Annotated in this window: 9 protein-coding genes and 5 pseudogenes; 4 read left to right on the top strand and 10 right to left on the bottom strand. The window is 61.7% G+C overall.

Annotated elements, in window-relative coordinates; all coding sequences use genetic code 11:
• Positions 1 to 489: 489 nt before the first annotated feature.
• Together lpdA and RM2_RS16690 are read right to left on the bottom strand one after the other, a co-directional pair.
• Positions 490 to 1,893 carry a dihydrolipoyl dehydrogenase gene (lpdA, locus tag RM2_RS16695; RefSeq protein WP_072690676.1) on the bottom strand — a complete coding sequence of 468 codons (1,404 nt, stop codon included), beginning with the start codon at positions 1,891 to 1,893 and terminating at the stop codon, positions 490 to 492.
• Between the two features lie 49 nt (positions 1,894 to 1,942).
• A complete protein-coding gene (locus RM2_RS16690) occupies positions 1,943 to 2,935 on the bottom strand; it encodes a dipeptidase (protein ID WP_072690675.1) in 993 nt (330 codons plus the stop codon).
• A 42-nt stretch (positions 2,936 to 2,977) separates the two neighbouring features.
• Here RM2_RS16690 and RM2_RS16685 point away from each other — a divergent pair, with 42 nt between their 5' ends.
• Positions 2,978 to 4,996, top strand: coding sequence for a prolyl oligopeptidase family serine peptidase (locus tag RM2_RS16685; protein ID WP_072690674.1), 2,019 nt, complete (start codon positions 2,978 to 2,980; stop codon positions 4,994 to 4,996).
• Positions 4,997 to 5,012: 16 nt separating this feature from the next.
• Here the strand turns inward: RM2_RS16685 and RM2_RS16680 are convergent, their stop codons facing one another.
• The 5 genes and pseudogenes from RM2_RS16680 to RM2_RS16660 all read right to left on the bottom strand — a co-directional run bounded on the left by RM2_RS16680 (position 5,013) and on the right by RM2_RS16660 (position 11,369).
• Complete coding sequence (locus RM2_RS16680; protein WP_245814006.1) at positions 5,013 to 5,846, bottom strand: alpha/beta hydrolase family protein; 834 nt, start codon at positions 5,844 to 5,846, stop codon at positions 5,013 to 5,015.
• 75 nt (positions 5,847 to 5,921) lie between these two features.
• Positions 5,922 to 6,992, bottom strand: coding sequence for an alpha/beta hydrolase (locus tag RM2_RS16675; RefSeq protein ID WP_072690673.1), 1,071 nt, complete (start codon positions 6,990 to 6,992; stop codon positions 5,922 to 5,924).
• Positions 6,993 to 7,407: 415 nt separating this feature from the next.
• Positions 7,408 to 8,468: pseudogene (locus RM2_RS16670) on the bottom strand (alpha/beta hydrolase).
• A gap of 422 nt (positions 8,469 to 8,890) precedes the next feature.
• Positions 8,891 to 9,934: an alpha/beta hydrolase gene (locus tag RM2_RS16665; RefSeq protein ID WP_072690672.1), complete on the bottom strand. Its 1,044-nt coding sequence runs from the start codon at positions 9,932 to 9,934 to the stop codon at positions 8,891 to 8,893.
• Positions 9,935 to 10,340: 406 nt separating this feature from the next.
• Positions 10,341 to 11,369, bottom strand: coding sequence for an alpha/beta hydrolase (locus tag RM2_RS16660; RefSeq protein ID WP_072690671.1), 1,029 nt, complete (start codon positions 11,367 to 11,369; stop codon positions 10,341 to 10,343).
• 1,229 nt (positions 11,370 to 12,598) lie between these two features.
• Between RM2_RS16660 and RM2_RS16650 the strand changes: the two are divergent.
• Together RM2_RS16650 and RM2_RS26075 are read left to right on the top strand one after the other, a co-directional pair.
• Positions 12,599 to 13,809, top strand: a pseudogene (locus tag RM2_RS16650) (IS3 family transposase).
• A gap of 484 nt (positions 13,810 to 14,293) precedes the next feature.
• Positions 14,294 to 14,524: pseudogene (locus RM2_RS26075) on the top strand (IS982 family transposase); the annotation flags it as partial.
• A gap of 567 nt (positions 14,525 to 15,091) precedes the next feature.
• Here RM2_RS26075 and RM2_RS16640 read toward each other — a convergent pair.
• The 3 genes and pseudogenes from RM2_RS16640 to RM2_RS16630 form a co-directional block, all read right to left on the bottom strand.
• Positions 15,092 to 15,418 (bottom strand): annotated as a pseudogene (locus tag RM2_RS16640) (esterase family protein); the annotation flags it as partial.
• Between the two features lie 653 nt (positions 15,419 to 16,071).
• Complete coding sequence (locus RM2_RS25955) at positions 16,072 to 16,365, bottom strand: hypothetical protein (protein WP_072690669.1); 294 nt, start codon at positions 16,363 to 16,365, stop codon at positions 16,072 to 16,074.
• A gap of 84 nt (positions 16,366 to 16,449) precedes the next feature.
• Positions 16,450 to 17,490, bottom strand: a complete 1,041-nt coding sequence (locus RM2_RS16630; RefSeq protein ID WP_072690668.1) for an alpha/beta hydrolase — start codon at positions 17,488 to 17,490, stop codon at positions 16,450 to 16,452.
• Between the two features lie 238 nt (positions 17,491 to 17,728).
• Here RM2_RS16630 and RM2_RS16620 point away from each other — a divergent pair.
• Positions 17,729 to 18,727, top strand: a pseudogene (locus RM2_RS16620) (IS481 family transposase); the annotation flags it as partial.

Below are 18,727 nucleotides of genomic sequence, written 5' to 3'. Positions count from 1 at the left end.
ATGTCCACGGGGTTGAATACGACGCCGACCGAGAGGACACTGTTCGACGACTATGACGCACTTCTGCTGCCCACGACCACCAAACATCCGGCCATTGCTGAGGTGTAGTCGGATCCGATCGCGATCAACCGGAGAATGGGCACCTACACCAGCTTCTGCAAACTCCTCGATCTCGCTGCTGTCGCCGTCCTGAGAACCACCACGACTGGCTGGGTAGCGTACTCGCCGCTTCGCGGCCCATGAGTACCTCGTAACCGCCTGCGGTCGAGAAGCGCTCACTGCAAGGGTGGATGACGGCCGGCGTAGATGTTCGTCAGTCGCGGTCGTCGTCGACGATGTGTTCGGCTGCTTCCTCCTCCGCCAGCCGCTGGCCCAGGGTCTCCCCCGATGCCATCGGCGCCGGGCACTCGCCATCGGTACACGCTCGGTGCGGCCCGAATCGACAGAACGCCCGCACATCGGCTGTGCGGGCGTTCGTGAAACAGTCGATCAGAAGTTGATCATGTGCCCGGCGAGACCGTGGATGGCCTCCTGCAATGCTTCGCTGAGCGTCGGGTGCGTATGTACGTTGCGGGCCAGTTCGTTGACCGTGAGGTCCCACTTCTGCGCGAGGGTCAGTTCGGGTAGAAGTTCAGAGACATCGGGTCCGATGAGGTGCCCGCCGAGGAGTTCGCCGTACTTCTTGTCTGCGATCAGTTTCACGAAACCCGTCGGGTCGCCGAGGCCGTGTGCCTTGCCGTTGGCGGTGAACGGGAACGTCGCGACCGACACGTCGTATCCCTCGTCTTCGGCCTCCTGCTCGGTAAGACCGAAGCTGGCGACCTGCGGCTGGCAGAACGTGGCCCGCGGCATCATCCGGTAGTCGTCGATCGGCAGCGTCTCCGCACCGGCGATCGTCTCGGCGGCTACAACGGCCTGCGCCTCGGCCACGTGGGCGAGTTGCAGCTTCATCGTCACGTCACCGATGGCGTAGATGTGCGGCACCGATGTCTGCATCGTGTTCGTGATGCCGATGGCACCTCGGTCGGTGAGCTCGATACCGGTCTTCTCCAGGCCGAAGCCTTCCACCCGCGGGGCGAACCCGACCGACTGCAGAACCTTGTCGACGACAACGGTCTCGAGGTCGCCGGACTTGTTGTTCTTGATCGAGACGGTGACCTTGGAGCCGTCGTCATCAATCCTCTGCACGGCGGCACCGGTCTTGATGGTTACGCCGAGCTTCTTGTACTGCTTCGCGATCTCCTTGGAGACGTCCGCGTCCTCGTTCGGCAGCGCGCGGTCGAGGAACTCGACGATCGTGACGTCCACCCCGTAGTTCTTCAGGACGTAGCCGAACTCCATCCCGATCGCGCCGGCGCCGACGATGAGGATCGACTTCGGCAACTCACGGGTGAGGATCTGCTCCTCGTAGGTGACCACGTTCTCGCTCAGCGAGGTGCCCGGAAGTAGCTTCGTGGTGGAACCGGTGGCGATGATCGCGTTGTCGAACGTCACCGTCTCCGTCCCGCCCTTGGACAGCTCGATCGAGATGGTGTTGGCGTCGGTGAACGACCCCTTGCCGTCGTACTCTGTGATCTTGTTCTTCTTCATCAAGAAGTGAACGCCCTTGACGCGCCCATCCGCGACCTTGCGACTGCGATCATAGGCTGCGCCGAAATCGAAGGACGCCTCTCCCGAGATACCGAACGTCTTGGCCTCTTTGGTGAAGAGATGCGCAAGTTCGGCATTGCGGAGAAGTGCCTTGGAGGGAATGCAGCCGACGTTCAGGCACACACCGCCCCAGTACTTCTGCTCGATAATGGCGGTGCTCAATCCCAGCTGTGCCGCGCGGATAGCGGCGACGTACCCACCGGGGCCGGCTCCGAGGACAACGACGTCATAGTGTGAGGTCACGATTGTTCAGGATAGTCCCGTCTCGAACCGCCGTCTCACCTTGGTCGCGTTACCCGCGAGTAGCCCACACGGCTGCCGCAACCCTCGCTAAGTTGCCCCCGTAGACGGCCTCGATCGATGCCTCGTCGAACCCTCGATCCCGCAATATCCGGTCGAGGGTGAGGACGTCCTCCGGCGGTACCCACTGGAGCGGACCCCACGCCGTGTACGCGGCGGAGAACGAGTCGGCGTGGGAGGCAATTTCCGCGAAGCAGTCCTCGGCGTCGAACGAATAGTCCGACCCGATACCGACGTGGTCGACCTCTACCAGGTCCACGGCGGCCTCGATATGGTCGGCCATCGCGGACAGTCGTTGCTCCTCGTCTTCCGGTGCATTGACGCCGAGGAAGATCCCGACCCCGTTGATGCCGATCACTCCCCCGCTGTCCGCGCAGGCGCGGGCCTGGTCATCGGTGATGTTGCGCGGGTGGTCCCACAACCGCCGCAGGTTCGAGTGGCTGTAGATCATCGGCCGTTCAGTGCTCGCGGAGAGGTCGAGCCCGGTCCGTGTCGAGCAGTGAGAACCGTCCACCATCATGCCGACACTGTTCATCTCCCGGACTAGGTCCCGACCGTAGCGCGTGAGCCCGGTGTCGTCGGTGTCCAGGCAACCGCAGCCTGCGGCGTTTGCTCGGTTGTAGGTGGGCAGCAGCGACCGCACCCCGAGTTCGTAGAAATGGGCGACGTTCGAGAGATCGCCGTCCAGCGGTGCCGAGTCCTCGAGGTCGAAGGCGAGCGCAAGGCCGCCGGCGTCGCGCACGGCATCCACGTCGCCGAACTCGGTCACCAGTTCGATGTCCCCACCCGCCTGAGAACGGAAATTCTCGGCAATCGCCGTCGACTCCGCCTTGCCTTGCGCGGCGTAGCCGACGTTTACCGACAGGTAACTTCCCGCTGGACGTCGATAACGGCGCAACCCCGCGATTGACGCCGTCGGTTGCAATGGCAAGCAGCAGTGCTGCTCCCACAGTGGGTACGTCTGGTTCGCGACGGCGGCTTCCACGCCATAAAGGCTATCCGACGTCGTCCCTGTAAGAATGGCGTCATGATAGATCCATACCTCTGGCTCGAAGACGTGACAGCGGAACGGTCACTCGACTGGGTGCGGGAGCGCAACGCCCGCACACTCGACGAGTACACCGAGAAGGCGGAGTTCTCCGCGCTCGAGAGCCGCATCCGGGACATCCTGGACACCGACAACCGCATTCCCTACGTCGTGATCCGCGGCGAGTACCTCTACAACTTCTGGCGGGACGGCAAGAACAAGCGCGGCATCTGGCGGCGCACGCTGCTCGAACAGTACCGCACCGACGAACCCGAGTGGGATGTGCTGCTCGACGTCGATGCGCTCGCCGAACGCGAGGGCGAGAACTGGGTGTGGGCCGGGGCAACCGTGTTGCGCCCGGCACGGTCGCGCGCACTGCTGTCGTTCTCACGTGGCGGTGCCGACGCGTCAGTGGTGCGTGAGTTCGACTTGGAGACACGTGAATTCGTGGTCGGCGACCACGCATTCGGCCTGCCCGAAGCGAAAACCAGTATTAGCTGGATCGACGAGGACACCGTCTATGTCGGGACTGATTTCGGTGAGGGCTCGATGACCGACTCCGGGTACCCGAGGATCACCAAGCGCTGGCGTCGCGGCACTCCGCTCGCCGAGGCGGTCACCGTGTTCGAGGGGGAGGCGACCGACGTGTCCGTCAGCGCATCTTACGACGACACCCCCGGATACACGCGACACTTCGTGGTCCGTTCGCTCGACTTCTACAACTCGGAGCGGTATCAACTGCTCTCGGACGGGTCATTGCTACGGATCGAGACCCCGAATGACGCCGAAACGTCCGTCTACCGCGACTGGCTGGCCATCCGACCCCGCACGGACTGGGAGGCGGACGGCACTGTCCACCCTGCCGGTTCGCTGCTGATCGCGAACTACCCCGCTTTCCTCGCCGGTACGCGCGAGATCACTCCGCTGTTCACCCCGGACGAGCACACTGCCCTCGAGGAAGGAAGGTGGACCCAGAATCACCTTCTCCTCGTGCGACTCTCGGACGTGCAGACCAGGTTGTCGGTGCTCACCCCGAACGACACCGGTTGGGAGGAGAAGCCCCTCGACGGAGTACCAGAACTGACAGCAAGCTCGATCATCGGCACCGATCATCGCAATGGTGACAACTTCTTCATCAACTCCAGTGGCTTCACCACGCCCGCGACGCTGTTCTACGGCACGGTAGGCGGACCCCTCGAACCCGTAAAACAGGCACCGTCATTTTTCGACGCGGACGGGATTTTGGTGTCGCAGCATTTCGCGGTGTCGGACGACGGGACCGAGATCCCCTACTTCGTTGTACGCCGCGAGGACGCCGCGGGGCCGCGCCCCACGATGCTGTACGGCTACGGCGGCTTCGAAAACTCGATGGTGCCCGGGTACAGCGGTTCGGTCGGATCCGCCTGGCTCGAACGCGGTGGCGCATACGTCGTGGCGAACATCCGCGGCGGCGGCGAGTACGGCCCGTCGTGGCACACTCAGGCCGTGCGGGAAGGTCGCCACAGGGCCTTCGAGGACTTCGCTGCCGTCGCCCGTGACCTCGTCTCCCGTGGAATCACCACCGTAAAACAACTCGGCATCCAGGGCGGCAGCAACGGCGGACTTCTGATGGGCGTCATGCTCACCCGCTACCCCACGCTGTTCGGCGCGATCGTCTGCCAAGTGCCACTTCTCGACATGAAGCGGTATCACCTGCTACTGGCCGGGGCGTCGTGGATGGCCGAGTACGGCGACCCGGACGCCCCCAAGGACTGGAAGTTCATCAGCGAGTACTCGCCATACCAGAATTCGACCAGCGCGGCCGACTACCCACCGATTCTCATCACCACCTCCACCCGAGACGACCGCGTCCACCCCGGCCACGCTCGCAAGATGGCCGCGTTGCTCGAGGAGCAGGGCCACGAGGTCTGGTACTACGAGAACATCGAAGGTGGGCACGGGGGCGCAGCCGACAACGCGCAGGCCGCATTCAAGTCGGCCCTCACCTTTACGTTTCTCTGGAATCAACTCACCCGCTAGATCCTCCGACCGGTACCTAGGTGCAATCGTGCAGCCACTCGACGATGCGGTCTACCGTGCTCGCGGCGTCACGGATCCACCCGTTGTGCCCCAGCGGCCGGGGCTGGTGCCAGAGCGTGACGTCGGCGTTCGGGAGTTTCGCGACGAGGTTATTCGCCGAGGATCTCGGCGCAAGATCGTCACCCTCGATGGTCACCCACAGCACCGGCAATTTCAGTCTGCCGATTCGTTCCTCGTAATCGATGTCGGCGCCATCAGGTTCGATCCTGCCAGTGCGGGCGAACCTGGACCAATCGGAGATCAGAACCTTCGACTGCCTGCCGAACCCGCCGATGTCGAGTTTGTCGCCCGGCCAGAAACCCGCAAGACTGGCCGTCACCGACATCGCCGCGGCGCCCATCAGGACCCACGGGGAATGCAGCCCCGGGAACCCGCGATGATAGGGCGATCCCGAGGCCACGAGGACGAGCCCACCGAGACGTCCCCGAATCCGCGCCGCGTACATCATGCCCAACTGGCCGCCCATGCTGTGCCCCAGCAGGAAGGGCGTTGAGGCCGGAAACCGCTCCCGCACCACCTCGAAAATCGCGGGGAAGTCGACGGATACCTGTTCGTGGTAGCCGTACGTACTCGCACTACTCGGCCGGGGGCGACTGTCACCCTGGCCACGAAGTTCGCCGATCGCCGCGTTGAAACCGCGGGACACGAGTTCCTGGGCGAAAGGCTCGTAGTATCCGGCGGGAATTCCCAGGCCAGGGAATATCACGATCGCGGGGGCCTCGTCAGCACCGGGAAACAGTCGAACCGGAGTGGTGGTTCCGTCGGGCATCTGGATCGGTACTGTCTCCACCTCGCCAGACTAGACGCCTCGACCCCTGCGGATCACTGATCCACAGGGGTCGATTCGCTTCCGATGCCCGGGTGACTACATACCCATCGACTCGGCAAGCATCGGCCACGACTTGTGGAGGTCTTCCTCCCAGTACGACCACGAGTGCGTGCCGGTGGGACGGAAATCGAAGTTCGCCGGAATATCCAGCTCTTTCAACTTTCTCGCCAGCGCATGAGTGCACTGGTTGGTCGCGGCCTCGATCACACCGCCGAGGATGATCTGATTGGCCAGAGCGGCCGTGTCGCCGTCGATTGCCGGTGCGTCGAGACGATCACCGGGGCCGGGCAGACCCGTCCCGCTGCTGACCCAGATGTCGAGTCCGCGCAACTTCTCCGCATTCACATACGGGTCGTTGTCCAACCAACCCTGGCCGCCCTCCGGGCCCCACATGTTCTCTGTGTCGCCGCCCCCACGGGACTCGACGACAAGGTTGACGTAGGCGCGGCCCGGTCCATTGCTGGTCGTCGCGCAGCCACTGTAGGCCCCGACGCCCTCGTAGAGGTCAGGTGCCGACTGCGCCAAACTCAACACCGACGAACCCGCCATCGAGATGCCGGCAATCGAGTTGACCCCGTTGGTTCCGAGAGTCTCATCGACGACGGGGGGAAGTTCCTCCGTCAGGAACGTCGTCCACTTGTTGACACCCAACTCCGGATCGGGCTTCTCCCAGTCCGTGTAGTAGCTGAACGCACCCTGCATGGGCGAGACGACATTGACGTTCTTGTCGGCGAAGAAGCCCACCATATCCGTGTTGACCTGCCACGAGGCCGAATCCTCGCCGCCGCCCGCCCCGTTGAGCAGATACAGCGTCGGTGCCGGCTCACTCGTATCCGCCGGCGTGATCACCTGCAACGGGATGACCCGATCCATCGACGCCGAGTACACGCGCATCTTCCATTCGCGGTCCTCGAGATTCGTCTTGCCCTTCTTGGACGTCGCACTCGTCATGCTCACCAGATACGAGTCGCCCTCGGCGGCCGCAGAATCGCCGATCGTTTCTGCCGAAGCCAACGCGGGGACGCCGAACCCGGGCAGCGTTGCCGCCAGAGCGGTCGCAACCGCCAGTCGGACACCGTACCTACCCGCTACTGTGCGGTTGACCATCCTTCACCTTCCATATGCAATTCGTACCACCCCAGATCGCCGAATCTGGGGTCCACAGTGTCGCACGTGGACCCCCGATTCGGCGAAGCTCAGGTCTCCCGCTCCATTAGGGCAGAACGGGGATCAACCAAACAACGCGGGGATCAACTTGATCACGGCTGAGAAGAGTTCCAGGTAATCCGACGACATACGATCTCCCGATTGTCATGTGGGTTTCGCCCCACGCGCTTGATAGCTTTCCCTTTGTACACGATCGGCGCGTGGATGAGAACGAGAATCGAGAACATTTCGAAAAGTTGTCCCACATCAGGATCTGACGGTCGTGATCGGACAGCAGCAAGACATACGTCGAGTCATCCCTTCGCGAACTTTGCTTCGCGAACTTTTCGTGCCATCGCTCTGGCTCGCCTGGCGGCTACCGATCCATCGACTCCATCGACTCCATCGACTCCGCGAGCATCGGCCACGACTTGTGGAGGTCTTCCTCCCAGTACGACCACGAGTGCGTGCAGGTGGGCCGGAAATCGAACGTCGCGGGAATCCCCAGCTCGCCCAACTTGCCCGCCAGCGCATGAGTGCACTGGTTGGTCGCGGCCTCGATGGCGCCGCCGAGGATGATCTGGTTGGCCAGGGTAGCCCTGTCGCCGTTGATCCACGGAGCGTCGAGACGATCGCCGGGACCGGGTAGACCCGTCCCGCTGCTTTCGTAGATGTCGAATCCGCGCAACTTCTCCGCATTCACATACGGGTCGTTCTTCGTCCAACCGTCACCGTCGTAAGATCCCCACATGTTCGTGGCGTCGGCGCCCCCACGGGACTCCACCACCATCCGCACACAAGCTTGACCAGGATCGGTGCTGGTCCTCGCACAACCGCTGTAAGCCGCGACGCCCTCGTAGAGGTCGGGCGCCGACTGCGCCAGGCTCAACACCGACGTGCCCGCCATCGAGATACCGCCGATCGAGTTGATCCCGTTCGTTCCGAGCTCGGCATCGACGATCGGCGGAAGTTCCTGCGTCAGGAACGTCGTCCACATGTTCGTACCCAACTCCGGATCGGGTTTCTGCCAATCCGTGTATTAACTGAACGCGCCCATCATGGGCGAGACGACATTGACGTTCATGTCGTCGAAGAAGTCGACCAAGTCAGTATTGACCTGCCACGAGGCCGAATCCTCGCCGCCGCCAGCCCCATTGAGCAGATACAGCGTGGGCCTCGGCTCACTGGTGTCTGCCGCAGTGATCACCTGCAACGGAATGACCCGGTCCATCGATGCCGAATACACGCGCATCTTCGACTCACGGCCCTTGACCTTCGTATTGCTCACCAGATAGGAGCCGCCATCGGCGACCGCGGTGTCGCCGACTGGATCCGCAAATGCGGACGCCTGGACGCCGACACTGGGCAGCGCTACCGCCAAAGCGGCCGCAACCGCCAGTCAGACCCGCACCTACCCGCTTCTGTGCGGGTGACCATCCTTCACCTTCCAAATGGGCGCAAACCGTGACTTCCCCGGGTCAACTTCCCCCAGAACGCCGAAACTGGGGACCACAGTGTCGCACGTGGACCCCAGTTTTCAGTACCGCACGGGTCTCTATCCCCCGACAGACCCGGGGATGTACGAGAGCAGGATGGTGATGCTTTCCAGAATGGTCGCGATGTCCGACGACATGTGATCTCCCGATTGTCATGTGGGTTTCGGCCCACGCCTTTAGATGGCGTTCTCTTTGTACCCGAGCGGTCGCGGAAGGGGACGAGAATCGAGAACATTTTGAAGAGTTGTCCCACTTCAGGATCTGACGGTCGTGATCGGACAGAGGCAAGACATACTTCGAGCCATCCCTTCGCGAACTTTGCTTCGCGAACTTTTCGTGCCATCGCTCTCGATAGCCGTGTGGCTACAGACCCATCGACGCTGCAAGCATCGGCCACGACTTATGGAGGTCTTCCTCCCAGTACGACCACGAATGCGTGCCGGTGGGACGGAAATCGAACTTCGCTGGGATATTGAGTGCGTCCAATCTTCTCGCCAACGCATGAGTGCACTGGTTGGTCGCGGCCTCGATGACACCGCCGACGATGATCTGGCCGGCCAACGTACCGACGTTGCCGTTGATCCCCGGTGCGTCGAGGCGATCGCCGGGACCGGGCAGACCCGTCCCGCTGCTGACCCAGATGTCGAGTCCGCGCAACTTCTCCGCATTCACATACGGGTCGTTATCCCTCCAACCCTGACCCCCGTAGGGTCCCCACATGTTCTCGGTGTCACCGCCCCCAGCGGTCTCGACGACCATCCGCACATATGTTTCACCGGGATTGGTGCTCGTCCTCGCACAACCGCTGTAAGCCGCGACGCCCTCGTAGAGGTCGGGCGCCGACTGCGCCAGGCTCAACACCGACGTACCCGCCATCGAGATACCGGCGATCGAGTTGATCCCGTTCGTTCCGAGCTCGGCATCGACGATCGGCGGAAGTTCCTGTGTCAGGAACGTCGCCCACATGTTCGTACCCAACTTCGGATCGGTGTTCTCCCAATCCGTGTAGTAACTGAACGCGCCCATCATGGGCGAGACGACATTGACGTTCTTGTCGTCGAAGAAGTCGGCCAAGTCAGTATTGACCTGCCACGAGGCCGAATCCTCGCCGCCGCCAGCCCCATTGAGCAGATACAGCGTGGGCCTCGGCTCGCTGGTGTCCTCCGGCGTGATCACCCGCAGCGGAATTTCCCGGTCCATCGACGCCGAATACACCCGCATAGTCGACTCACGGCCCTTGACCTTCGTGTTGCTCACCAGATAGGAGCCACCATCGGCGATCGTCGTGCCGGCGGCCGGATCCGCAAATGCAAACGCTTGGCCACCGAAACCGGGAATCGCCGCCGCCAGAGCGACCGCAAGCGCCAGTCGAACCCCATACCTACCCGCTACTGTGCGGTTGACCATCCTTCACCCTCCATGTAGGCGCAACTCGTACCGTCCCAGAACGCCGAAACTGGGGCCCACATTCTCGCACGTGGACCCCAGTTTCAGCGAAGTACGGGTCTATTTCAACGGCCTCTAGGGCCCGACTGGCGGGCGCTCACCAGATCCGAAATCGATAGAAATCAAAATGAGTTCGAACCAGGCACCCGATTCCAATGACCCTGAAGACCCCAACTCCATACCCTAGCTCCTGACTTTCGCGAATGTGTCGCGCCCTTGCTGGCGCTTGCCCATTTTTACCCGACCGGTCACGGTTGAGAACAAGAATCGCGAACATTTTCGGAAGTTGTCTCGGGTGCCGCCACGTGATCGGTTCGAAACCAGTCCGACGCGCCCTGCCCGCAACAACTTCCGAAAAGCCGGGTCGCTACAGACCCATCGACGCGGCGAGAATCGGCCACGACTTGTGGAGGTCTTCCTCCCAGTACGACCACGAATGCGTACCGGTGGGCCGGAAGTCGAACGTCGCCGGGATTCCCAGTTCGTACAACTTGCCCGCCAGTGCTTGCGTGCAGAAGTTGGTCGCGGCCTCGATGACACCACCGAGGACGAGTTGGCCGGCAAGAGCAGATACGTCGCCGTCGATCCCCGGTCCGTCGAGACGATCGCGTTCACCCGGCAGACCCGTCCCATTACTGACGTAAATGTCGAGCCCACGTAACTTCTCCGCATTCACATACGGATCATTGGCCGCCCACCCCGGACCGTCGTAGGGCCCCCACATGTTCGTGGCGTCACCGCCGCCACGGGACTCGACAACCGTTCGCACGAATGCTTGGCCAGGAACGGTACTGGTCATCGCGCAGCCACTGTAGGCCCCGACGCTCTCGTAGAGGTCGGGCGCCGACTGCGCCAGACTCAGCACCGAGGTACCCGCCATCGAGATGCCGGCAATCGAGTTGACGCCGTTCGCTCCGAGAGCGGAATTCACGATCGGGGGAAGTTCCCTCGTCAGGAACGTCGTCCACTTGTTCGTCCCCAACACCGGATCGGGCTGCGCCCAGTCGGTGTAGTAGCTGTACGCGCCTTCCATAGGCGTGACGACGTTGACGTTCTTGTCGGCGAAGAAGTCGACGGTATCGGTGTTGGCTTGCCACGAGGCCTCGTCCTCGCCGCCACCTACCCCGTTGAGCAGGTAGAGCGTGGGCCTCGGCTCACTTGTATCCGCCGGCGTGATCACCCTCAACGGAATGTCGCGATCCATCGATACCGAATGCACGGTCATGGTCGACTGGCGATCGTCGATCTTCTCGGTACCTACCAGGTAGGAGTTACCATCGTCGGCCGGATCCGCAAATGCGGATGCCTGGACGCCGACACCGGGCAGTGCCGCCGCCAGAGCGGTCGCAACCGCCAGTCGGACCCCGTACCTACCCGCCACTGTGCGGTTGATCATCCTTCACCTTTTCAGTATGGGCGCAACGAAACTTCCCCAGAGCGCCGAACTGGGGTCCACAGTGTTGCACGTGGACCCCAGTTTCGGTGAAGTTCGGGTGTGTCAGGGCGTCTAGGACCCGGCAGATCCGAACACGATTGCGATCATGGCTTCGACCGCGGCTGAGAATTGCGCAGCTGATTCAAACATATGAACTCCTGTTTGTCGTGTGGGTTTCGAGCAACGCCCTCCATGACGCTTTCCCCTTTGTACCCGACCGGTCGCCGAATAGAGTGCGAATCGAGAACATTTCGAAAAGTTATCCCGCGCTCAGCCACTTGATTAGCTGGTTACCCTCCAATTTCCCCGCCTGCAGGCCCACCACCAGGCGATTTATGGTTCCGAATGGCCCATGACTTCTGGTTCCGTGATCGGACAGCGACAAAACATACTTCAGGCTGATAATTCGGGCTTTTCAAGTCATCGCTCTCGAAAACGGTCCAGCGTTGCGTCCAGAAAACGTCTTCGCGGGGATCTCGAGTTCATCCAAATTATTCTCGACCTCAGTGCGGTTGCGCCATCCTTCGCCTTCCGAATCCACTCCACCCACTACCGCATCCAAATGCTGAAACTGAGGTCCACAATGTTGCGCGTGGACCTCAGTTTCAACGAAGTACGCAACGTGTGGGTACTTCAACAGTTGGTCTAGGGTCCGGGGTTGATCTCACCGGACCCGAATGTGAGAGAGATCAAGATGAGTTCGAAGAACATGGCACCAAGATCTGCAGATCCCTCTAACATGTCTGACTCCTGACTTTCGCTGGTTGCCAATCAGCGCCCTCGATGACGCCATTCCCTTTGTACCCGACCTGGCGCCGAAGAGAATGCGAATTGGAGAAAATTTCGAATAGTTACCCAGGAACTCGACCACTTGATTACCTCGTTATCCCCCAGCTGCCCCTCTGGCAGGCCGACTACCTGCGAATTTACGATCCCAGCACTTCGCCGCATCAGACTTCGTGATCAGAGAGCGATAAAACATACTTGATGTCACATATTCGGGAGTTTTTCAAGTCATCGCTCTCGAAACCAGTCCAACGGTGCGATATCAGCATCCGCGAAGTGGAACACATCTTCTTTCTCTGCGGTATACGCGAGCCATTCATCCTGGCGTGTCTCCCGTGAATGGGTCCACCGTGTTTTGGAGTCCTGTTGCCCCTTGACCTGGGGTTGGAAGGACAATGAAGATCATGGCTGGACGGAAACGCAATTCTGCGGAGGACATCGTTCGGAAGCTGCGGCGGGCGGACGAGTTGACCGCAGCAGGGAGAACACAGGAAGAGATCGCCGCCGAACTCGAGGTGTCGGCGGCGACGTTGTACAACTGGCGACGCCAATACCGCGGCATGGACACCGATGCGGCGAAGGAACTCAAAGAACTCCGAGAACAGAACGGCAAACTCAAACGGCTGCTCGCCGAGGCCGAGTTGGAGAAGGACGCGCTGCGTGAGGTGGCCAAGGGAAAATTCTGAGCCCAGCCGCCAAGCGCCGCGCAGTCGAGATGCTGACCTGCACGTTGAGTATCTCGCAGCGATTGGCATGCAAAGCTGGTGGGCTAGCCCGATCCACCTTTCGGCGGCTTCCCGTGGCGCAGACCCCGTCAGACCCTGACGCCGACCTACGGGCCTGGCTTCGCCGCTATGCCACGAAGCACCCGCTGCACGGGTTCTTCGCGTGCGTGGGCTCATCTGCGCCACGACGAGGGCCTGCAGGTGAACAAGAAGAAGGTCCACCGATTGTGGAAGGAGGAAGGCCTGCAGGTGCGGATCTATCACCCCCGTAAGCGGGCCGGGGTGCCTTCGGTGCCGACAGTCGAAGCGGATGCACCGAATGTGGTGTGGGCTATCGACTTCCAGTTCGATTCCACTATCGATGGGAAGGCGGTGAAGATTGCATCGATGGTCGACGAACCTCCCCCGAGCACTGCGTGCAGGGCGGTACCCCCACACGGTTGTCACTTCTGAACATCGTGGAGCGCTCGATCACCGCGGAACGGCTTGTGGAGGAGTTGGGGAAGGCTTTCGCAGTGTGGGGTGGTCCACCGCAGGTGTTGCGGATGGACAACGGTCCGGAGTTCATTTCCCATGCACTACACCAGTTCTGCGCCGATAAAGTCGGAATCTCCTACATCCCGCCGGGCACTCCGTGGAACAACGGGCATATCGAATCTGGGGGGAACCTCCCTGGACGAAGTCCTTGGGGGATCAACAACCGGCTGCGAAAGGAATGCCTCAACCGGAACTACTGGACGAATCTACTCGAAGCGCGGGTGGTGATCGGCGACTTCAAGGACGACCACAATCACCGGCACCGACACTCGTCGCTGAGCTACCGAACGCCGGCCGAGTACGCTGCCCGGTGCACCCACATCCACCAACCTGTGGGCTGCGAGATCGACTGACATCAATTCACACCGTGACTCTAAAACCACGTGGCCCGACTATCGGGGACCTGCCAATCCTGGCCGTCCGTAACAACTTCCGAGAGTCGGGTGGCTAAGGGCGACGCAGCAAGCATCGGCCACAGTCTGTGGCGATGTTCCTACCGGCACGGACTTCCTCCGCAATTACATCCCGGTCGCTACCTGTAGTTCCCAGACTGGTTGCGAACGGCGGGGCAGCGTGAAATGGGCGAAGCGAGGACCTCCGGTATCGGTGTGGGTTAAGACGCTCGCACCGAACCACCAGAGGTCCAGGGCTGATCAGATCCACCGTGGTAGCGGTCCTCTACCGCGGCAACCGCCACCACAAGAAGAAGAGCCGCGGCTACGCCTTTCTGCACCACGCGGTCGACGATCATTCCCAGCTCGCGTACTCGGAGATCCTCTGCGACGAGAGGGAGGAGACCGCCCCTGTCTCCTGGTCCTGGACGAGCGAGTTCTTCGACGCCCACCACATACCTACAAGAACGGCAACCTCGGCGGGATGCAGCAGTGGATCGAATCGGTCAACCAAACCCTCGAGGGTCAGCTTGGCCTGGAGAAACACGGGTGATCGCGCCACACACGGGGTATTCACCCGCATCGCCCAACGGCTTCTGGCGATGGCAGCGGCTTTTAGCACAACTGGATCACCAGCAACCCCGCCAAACGATCACCGGTCGCCTACGACCACTGACCGCACCACGGAATCAACCATCTAGATAGGAGCCCATCGTCGGCCGGATCCGCAAACGCGGACCCAAACGCGGGCGCGGACGCCTGGATGCGCCACTGGGCAGCAGCGCCGCCGCCAGAGCGGCCGCAACCACCAGTCGGACCCCGTGTCCACCTGCCACCGTGCGGTCGACCATTCTTCACGTTTTCGTATGGGCGCAACTCGAAACACCCTGAGCGCCGAAACTGGGGTCCACAGTGTCGAACGTAAACCCCAGATTCGCTCGAGTTCGGGCGTATCAGGGCGCCTAGGACCCGGCAGATCCGAACACGATTGAGATCATCGCTTCAACCATGGCACTGAACGACGCGGTTGATCCTGGCTGTGGGACGTTCATTTGAACTCCTGATCATTGTGGGTTTCGATCAGCGCCCTTTACGGCGCTTTTCCATTTGTACCCGACTGGTCTCAGAATGTTGCGCAAATCGAGACAATATTTAAAATAGAAATGGAACGCATCTTCATTCTTTGCGGCATAGGCGAAGCATTCGTCTGGCCCGTCCCCGACAACTTCCGAAAGTCGGGTGGTTACAGACCCATGGACCAAGCGGGCATCGGCCACGACTTGTGGAGGTCATTCTCCCAGTACGACCACGAGTGCGTGCCGGTGGGCCGGAAATCGAACGTCGCAGGAATCTCCAGTTCCTTCAACTTGCGCGCCAACGCATGAGTACACCGGCTCGTCGCGGACTCCATCATTCCGCCGAGGATGATCTGGTTGGCCAGGGTAGCCTTGTCGCCGCCGATCGCCGCCGGTGCGTCGAGACGATCGCCGTCACCGGGCAGACCCGTCCCGCTGCCGCCGTAGATGTCGAGTCCACGCAACTTTTCCGCATTCAAAGACGAGTCGCTAGCTGGGAGGGACGATACGGACTTTCCTATAGGCCGAGGTTGACTAGGCCGCGGTTGACCATCCTTCATCTTCCAAATGGGCGCAACTGGTACCGTCACAGAACGCAGAAACTGAGGCCCACAGCGCCACACGTGGACCCCAATTTCAGTGAAGTACGGGTCTACTTCAAGGGCGTCTATCCGGCACTGGATGCGGCCTGGAGGTCGACCAGGATGGGGTCGATAACGCCTTCTAAGCCCAAAGATCCGAACATCTGAGCTCCTGACTCTCGTGGGCTACGATCCGCGCCCTCCATGACGCTTTTCCCTTGTGCCCGACCGATCGCAGATGAGAACAAGAATCGGGAAAGAATTTCGAAAAGTTGCCCGATACTTGGTCATTTGAGTGCCTCGCGCCCGTTATCCCCCAGTCGCCTTGCCGGCGGTCCGACTACCTGGAAATCTGCGATTCCGAGCCCTTCGATGCTAGGTCGTCGTGATCGGACAGCGACAAAACATTCTCCGGGCCATTGATTCGGGGGTTTTCAAATTATCGCTCTCATGCGCAGCCCATCGGGGCGATATCGGCACCCACGAAATGGACGGCATCTTCTGTCTCTGCGGTATACCCGAACCGTCATCCGACCCGTCTGCAACAAGTCCCGAAAGTCAGGTGGCTATGGGCGACGTCGTGAGCGTCGTCCACGCATGTGGAGGTCTTCCTCCCAGTACGACACTTCTCTGCTTTCACATACGGGTCGTTGGCCGGGTGAGATGGCATTGACGCTCTTATCGGCGAAGAAGCCGGCCATATCCGTGTTGACCTGCCGCAAGGCCGAATCCTCGCCGCCGCCCGCCCCGTTGAGCAGATGCAGCGTGAGCCTCGGCTTACTCGTGTCCGCCGGCGTGATCACCCGCAACGGAATGACCCAATCGGCTCCGCCGAAAACAATGTCTGCACACGCGGGCACTCCACGTCCTTCTCGAACCAGACGGCTCGACCCCTGTGGATCAGTGATCCACAGGGGTCGATTCGCTTCCGCAGGCCCGGGCGGCTAAATGCCCATCGACGCGGCGAGCATCGGCCACGACTTGTGGAGGTCTTCCTCCCAGTACGACCAGGAGTGCGTGCCGGTGGGACGGAAATCGAACGTCGCAGGAATCCCGAGATCGTACAACTTGCCCGCCAGCGCATGAGTGCACTGGTTGGTCGCGGCCTCGATGGCACCGCCGACAATGATCTGGTTGGCCAACGCCGCGACGTCGCCGTCGATCCCCGGCGAGTCGAGACGATCACCGGGACCGGGCAGACCCGACCCGTTACTGACCCAGATATCGAGTCCGCGCAACTTCTCCGCATTCACATACGGGTCATTGGCCGCCCAATCCGGGCCGTCGACCGGACCCCACATGTTCGTGGTGTCGCCGCCCCCGGCCGCCACGACGAGGTTCACATACGCACGACCCGGGTCACTGCTGGTCATCGCGCAGCCACTGTAGGCCCCGACGCCCTCGTAGAGGTGAGGTGCCGACTCGGCCAGGCTCAACACCGAAGTACCCGCCATCGAGATACCGGCAATCGAGTTGACCCCGTTGGTTCCGAGAGCCTCATCGATGACCGGCGGAAGTTCCTCCGTCAGGAACGTCGTCCACTTGTTGACGCCCAACTCCGGATCGGGCTTCTCCCAGTCCGTGTAATAGCTGAACGCACCCTTCAAAGGTGATACGACATTGACGTTCTTGTCGGCGAAGAAGCCGACAAGATCCGTGTTGGCCTGCCACGAGGCCGAATCTTCGCCGCCGCCCGCCCCGTTGAGCAGGTACAGCGTCGGCCTCGGCTCACTCGTATCCGCCGGCGTGATCACCTGCAGTGGAATGTCCCGATCCATCGACGCCGAATGCACCGTCATAGTCGACTGACGGCCCTTGACGTTCGTGTTGCTCACCAGATACGTGCCACTATTGGCGACCGCGGTGTTGCCGGTCGGATCTGCCGAAGCCAACGCCGGAACGCCGAAACCGGGCAGCGTTGCCGCCAGAGCGGCCGCGACTGCCAGTCGGACCCCGTACCTACCCGCTACTGTGCGGTTGACCATCCTTCACCTTCCATCTGGGTGCAACTCGGATCTTCTCCGGAGCGTCTTCCCCGGAGCGTCGGTCTGGGGTCCATAGTCTCGCATACGGACCCCAGATTCAACGATGACAGGGTTGCTAGTTGTTGCGGGTCATGACGTTGTAGACACGGGCACGCGGAGGGACTGACGAAGGGGACGGGCCTTCCGACGGCAGGATGAGAAGTACAACCAACACATCCGCCGACAGGAAGACCCGTCCGTGACTCACCGTAACGCCCCGCTGTCCGTCGAGGGCCGCCGCCGACTCGTCCGACGATGCCAAACCCGTCCTGTTGCCCACGTCGCCGCCGAGATGGGTATCTCCCGCGGTTGCGCCGGCAAGTGGGTGAACCGCTTCCGCGAGTTCGGTGACCTCGGCCTGATCGACCGCCCCAGCATCCCGCATCACCAGCCGACCGCCACCGATCCCGAGGTGGTGGCCCGTATCGAGACACTGCGCCGCGACAAGAAGTGGTCGGCCCGACGCATCGCCCACGAACTCGGCAGTGACAGCACCGCGATCTCGGTCCGCACCGTCAGCCGGCACCTGGCGCATCTGGGATTGAACCGGCGCCGATTCCTAGGGCCCCACCGGCCAGAGCAACCGCGAACCACGCCGGATCATCGCCCGCCGGCCCGGACACATGATCCACGTCGACATCAAGAAGGTCGGCCGGATACCCGACGGCGGTGGCTGGTGGGCCCACGGCAAAGGATCCGCGAAGGCCAAGGCGGTCGATCGGGCCAAGACCGCCGGTGCCCGCACCGGTTACGTGTACCTACACTCGGCTGTCGACGGTTTCTCCCGACTGGCGTATACCGAAGCCCTGTCCGATGAAAAAGCTTCCACGGCCATCAGTTTCATGCACCGTGCCCGGGTGTTCTTCGCCGCGCACGGCATCACCCATATTGACCGGGTCGTCACCGACAACGGGTCCTGTTACCGGGCGAAGGACTTCGCCAAAGTGCTCCACGGGGCACGTCATCAGCGAATCGCCCCGTACACCCCACGCCACAACGGGAAGGTGGAACGGTACAACCGCATCCTCGCCGAGGACTTCCTCTACGCCCGCGAATGGCATTCCGAACAGCAACGCTCCGAGGCCCTGCATGTGTGGAACATCCACTACAACTACCATCGACCCCACACTGCCGCCGGGAACCAGCCACCAGCGACCCGACTCCACACCGGTGTCACCAACGTCATGGCCTCATACAG

It is taken from the genome of Rhodococcus marinonascens NBRC 14363 (assembly GCF_001894885.1).
GTDB classification, from domain to species: domain Bacteria; phylum Actinomycetota; class Actinomycetes; order Mycobacteriales; family Mycobacteriaceae; genus Rhodococcus_F; species Rhodococcus_F marinonascens.
This window is presented reverse-complemented; position numbering and strand designations above follow the sequence as displayed.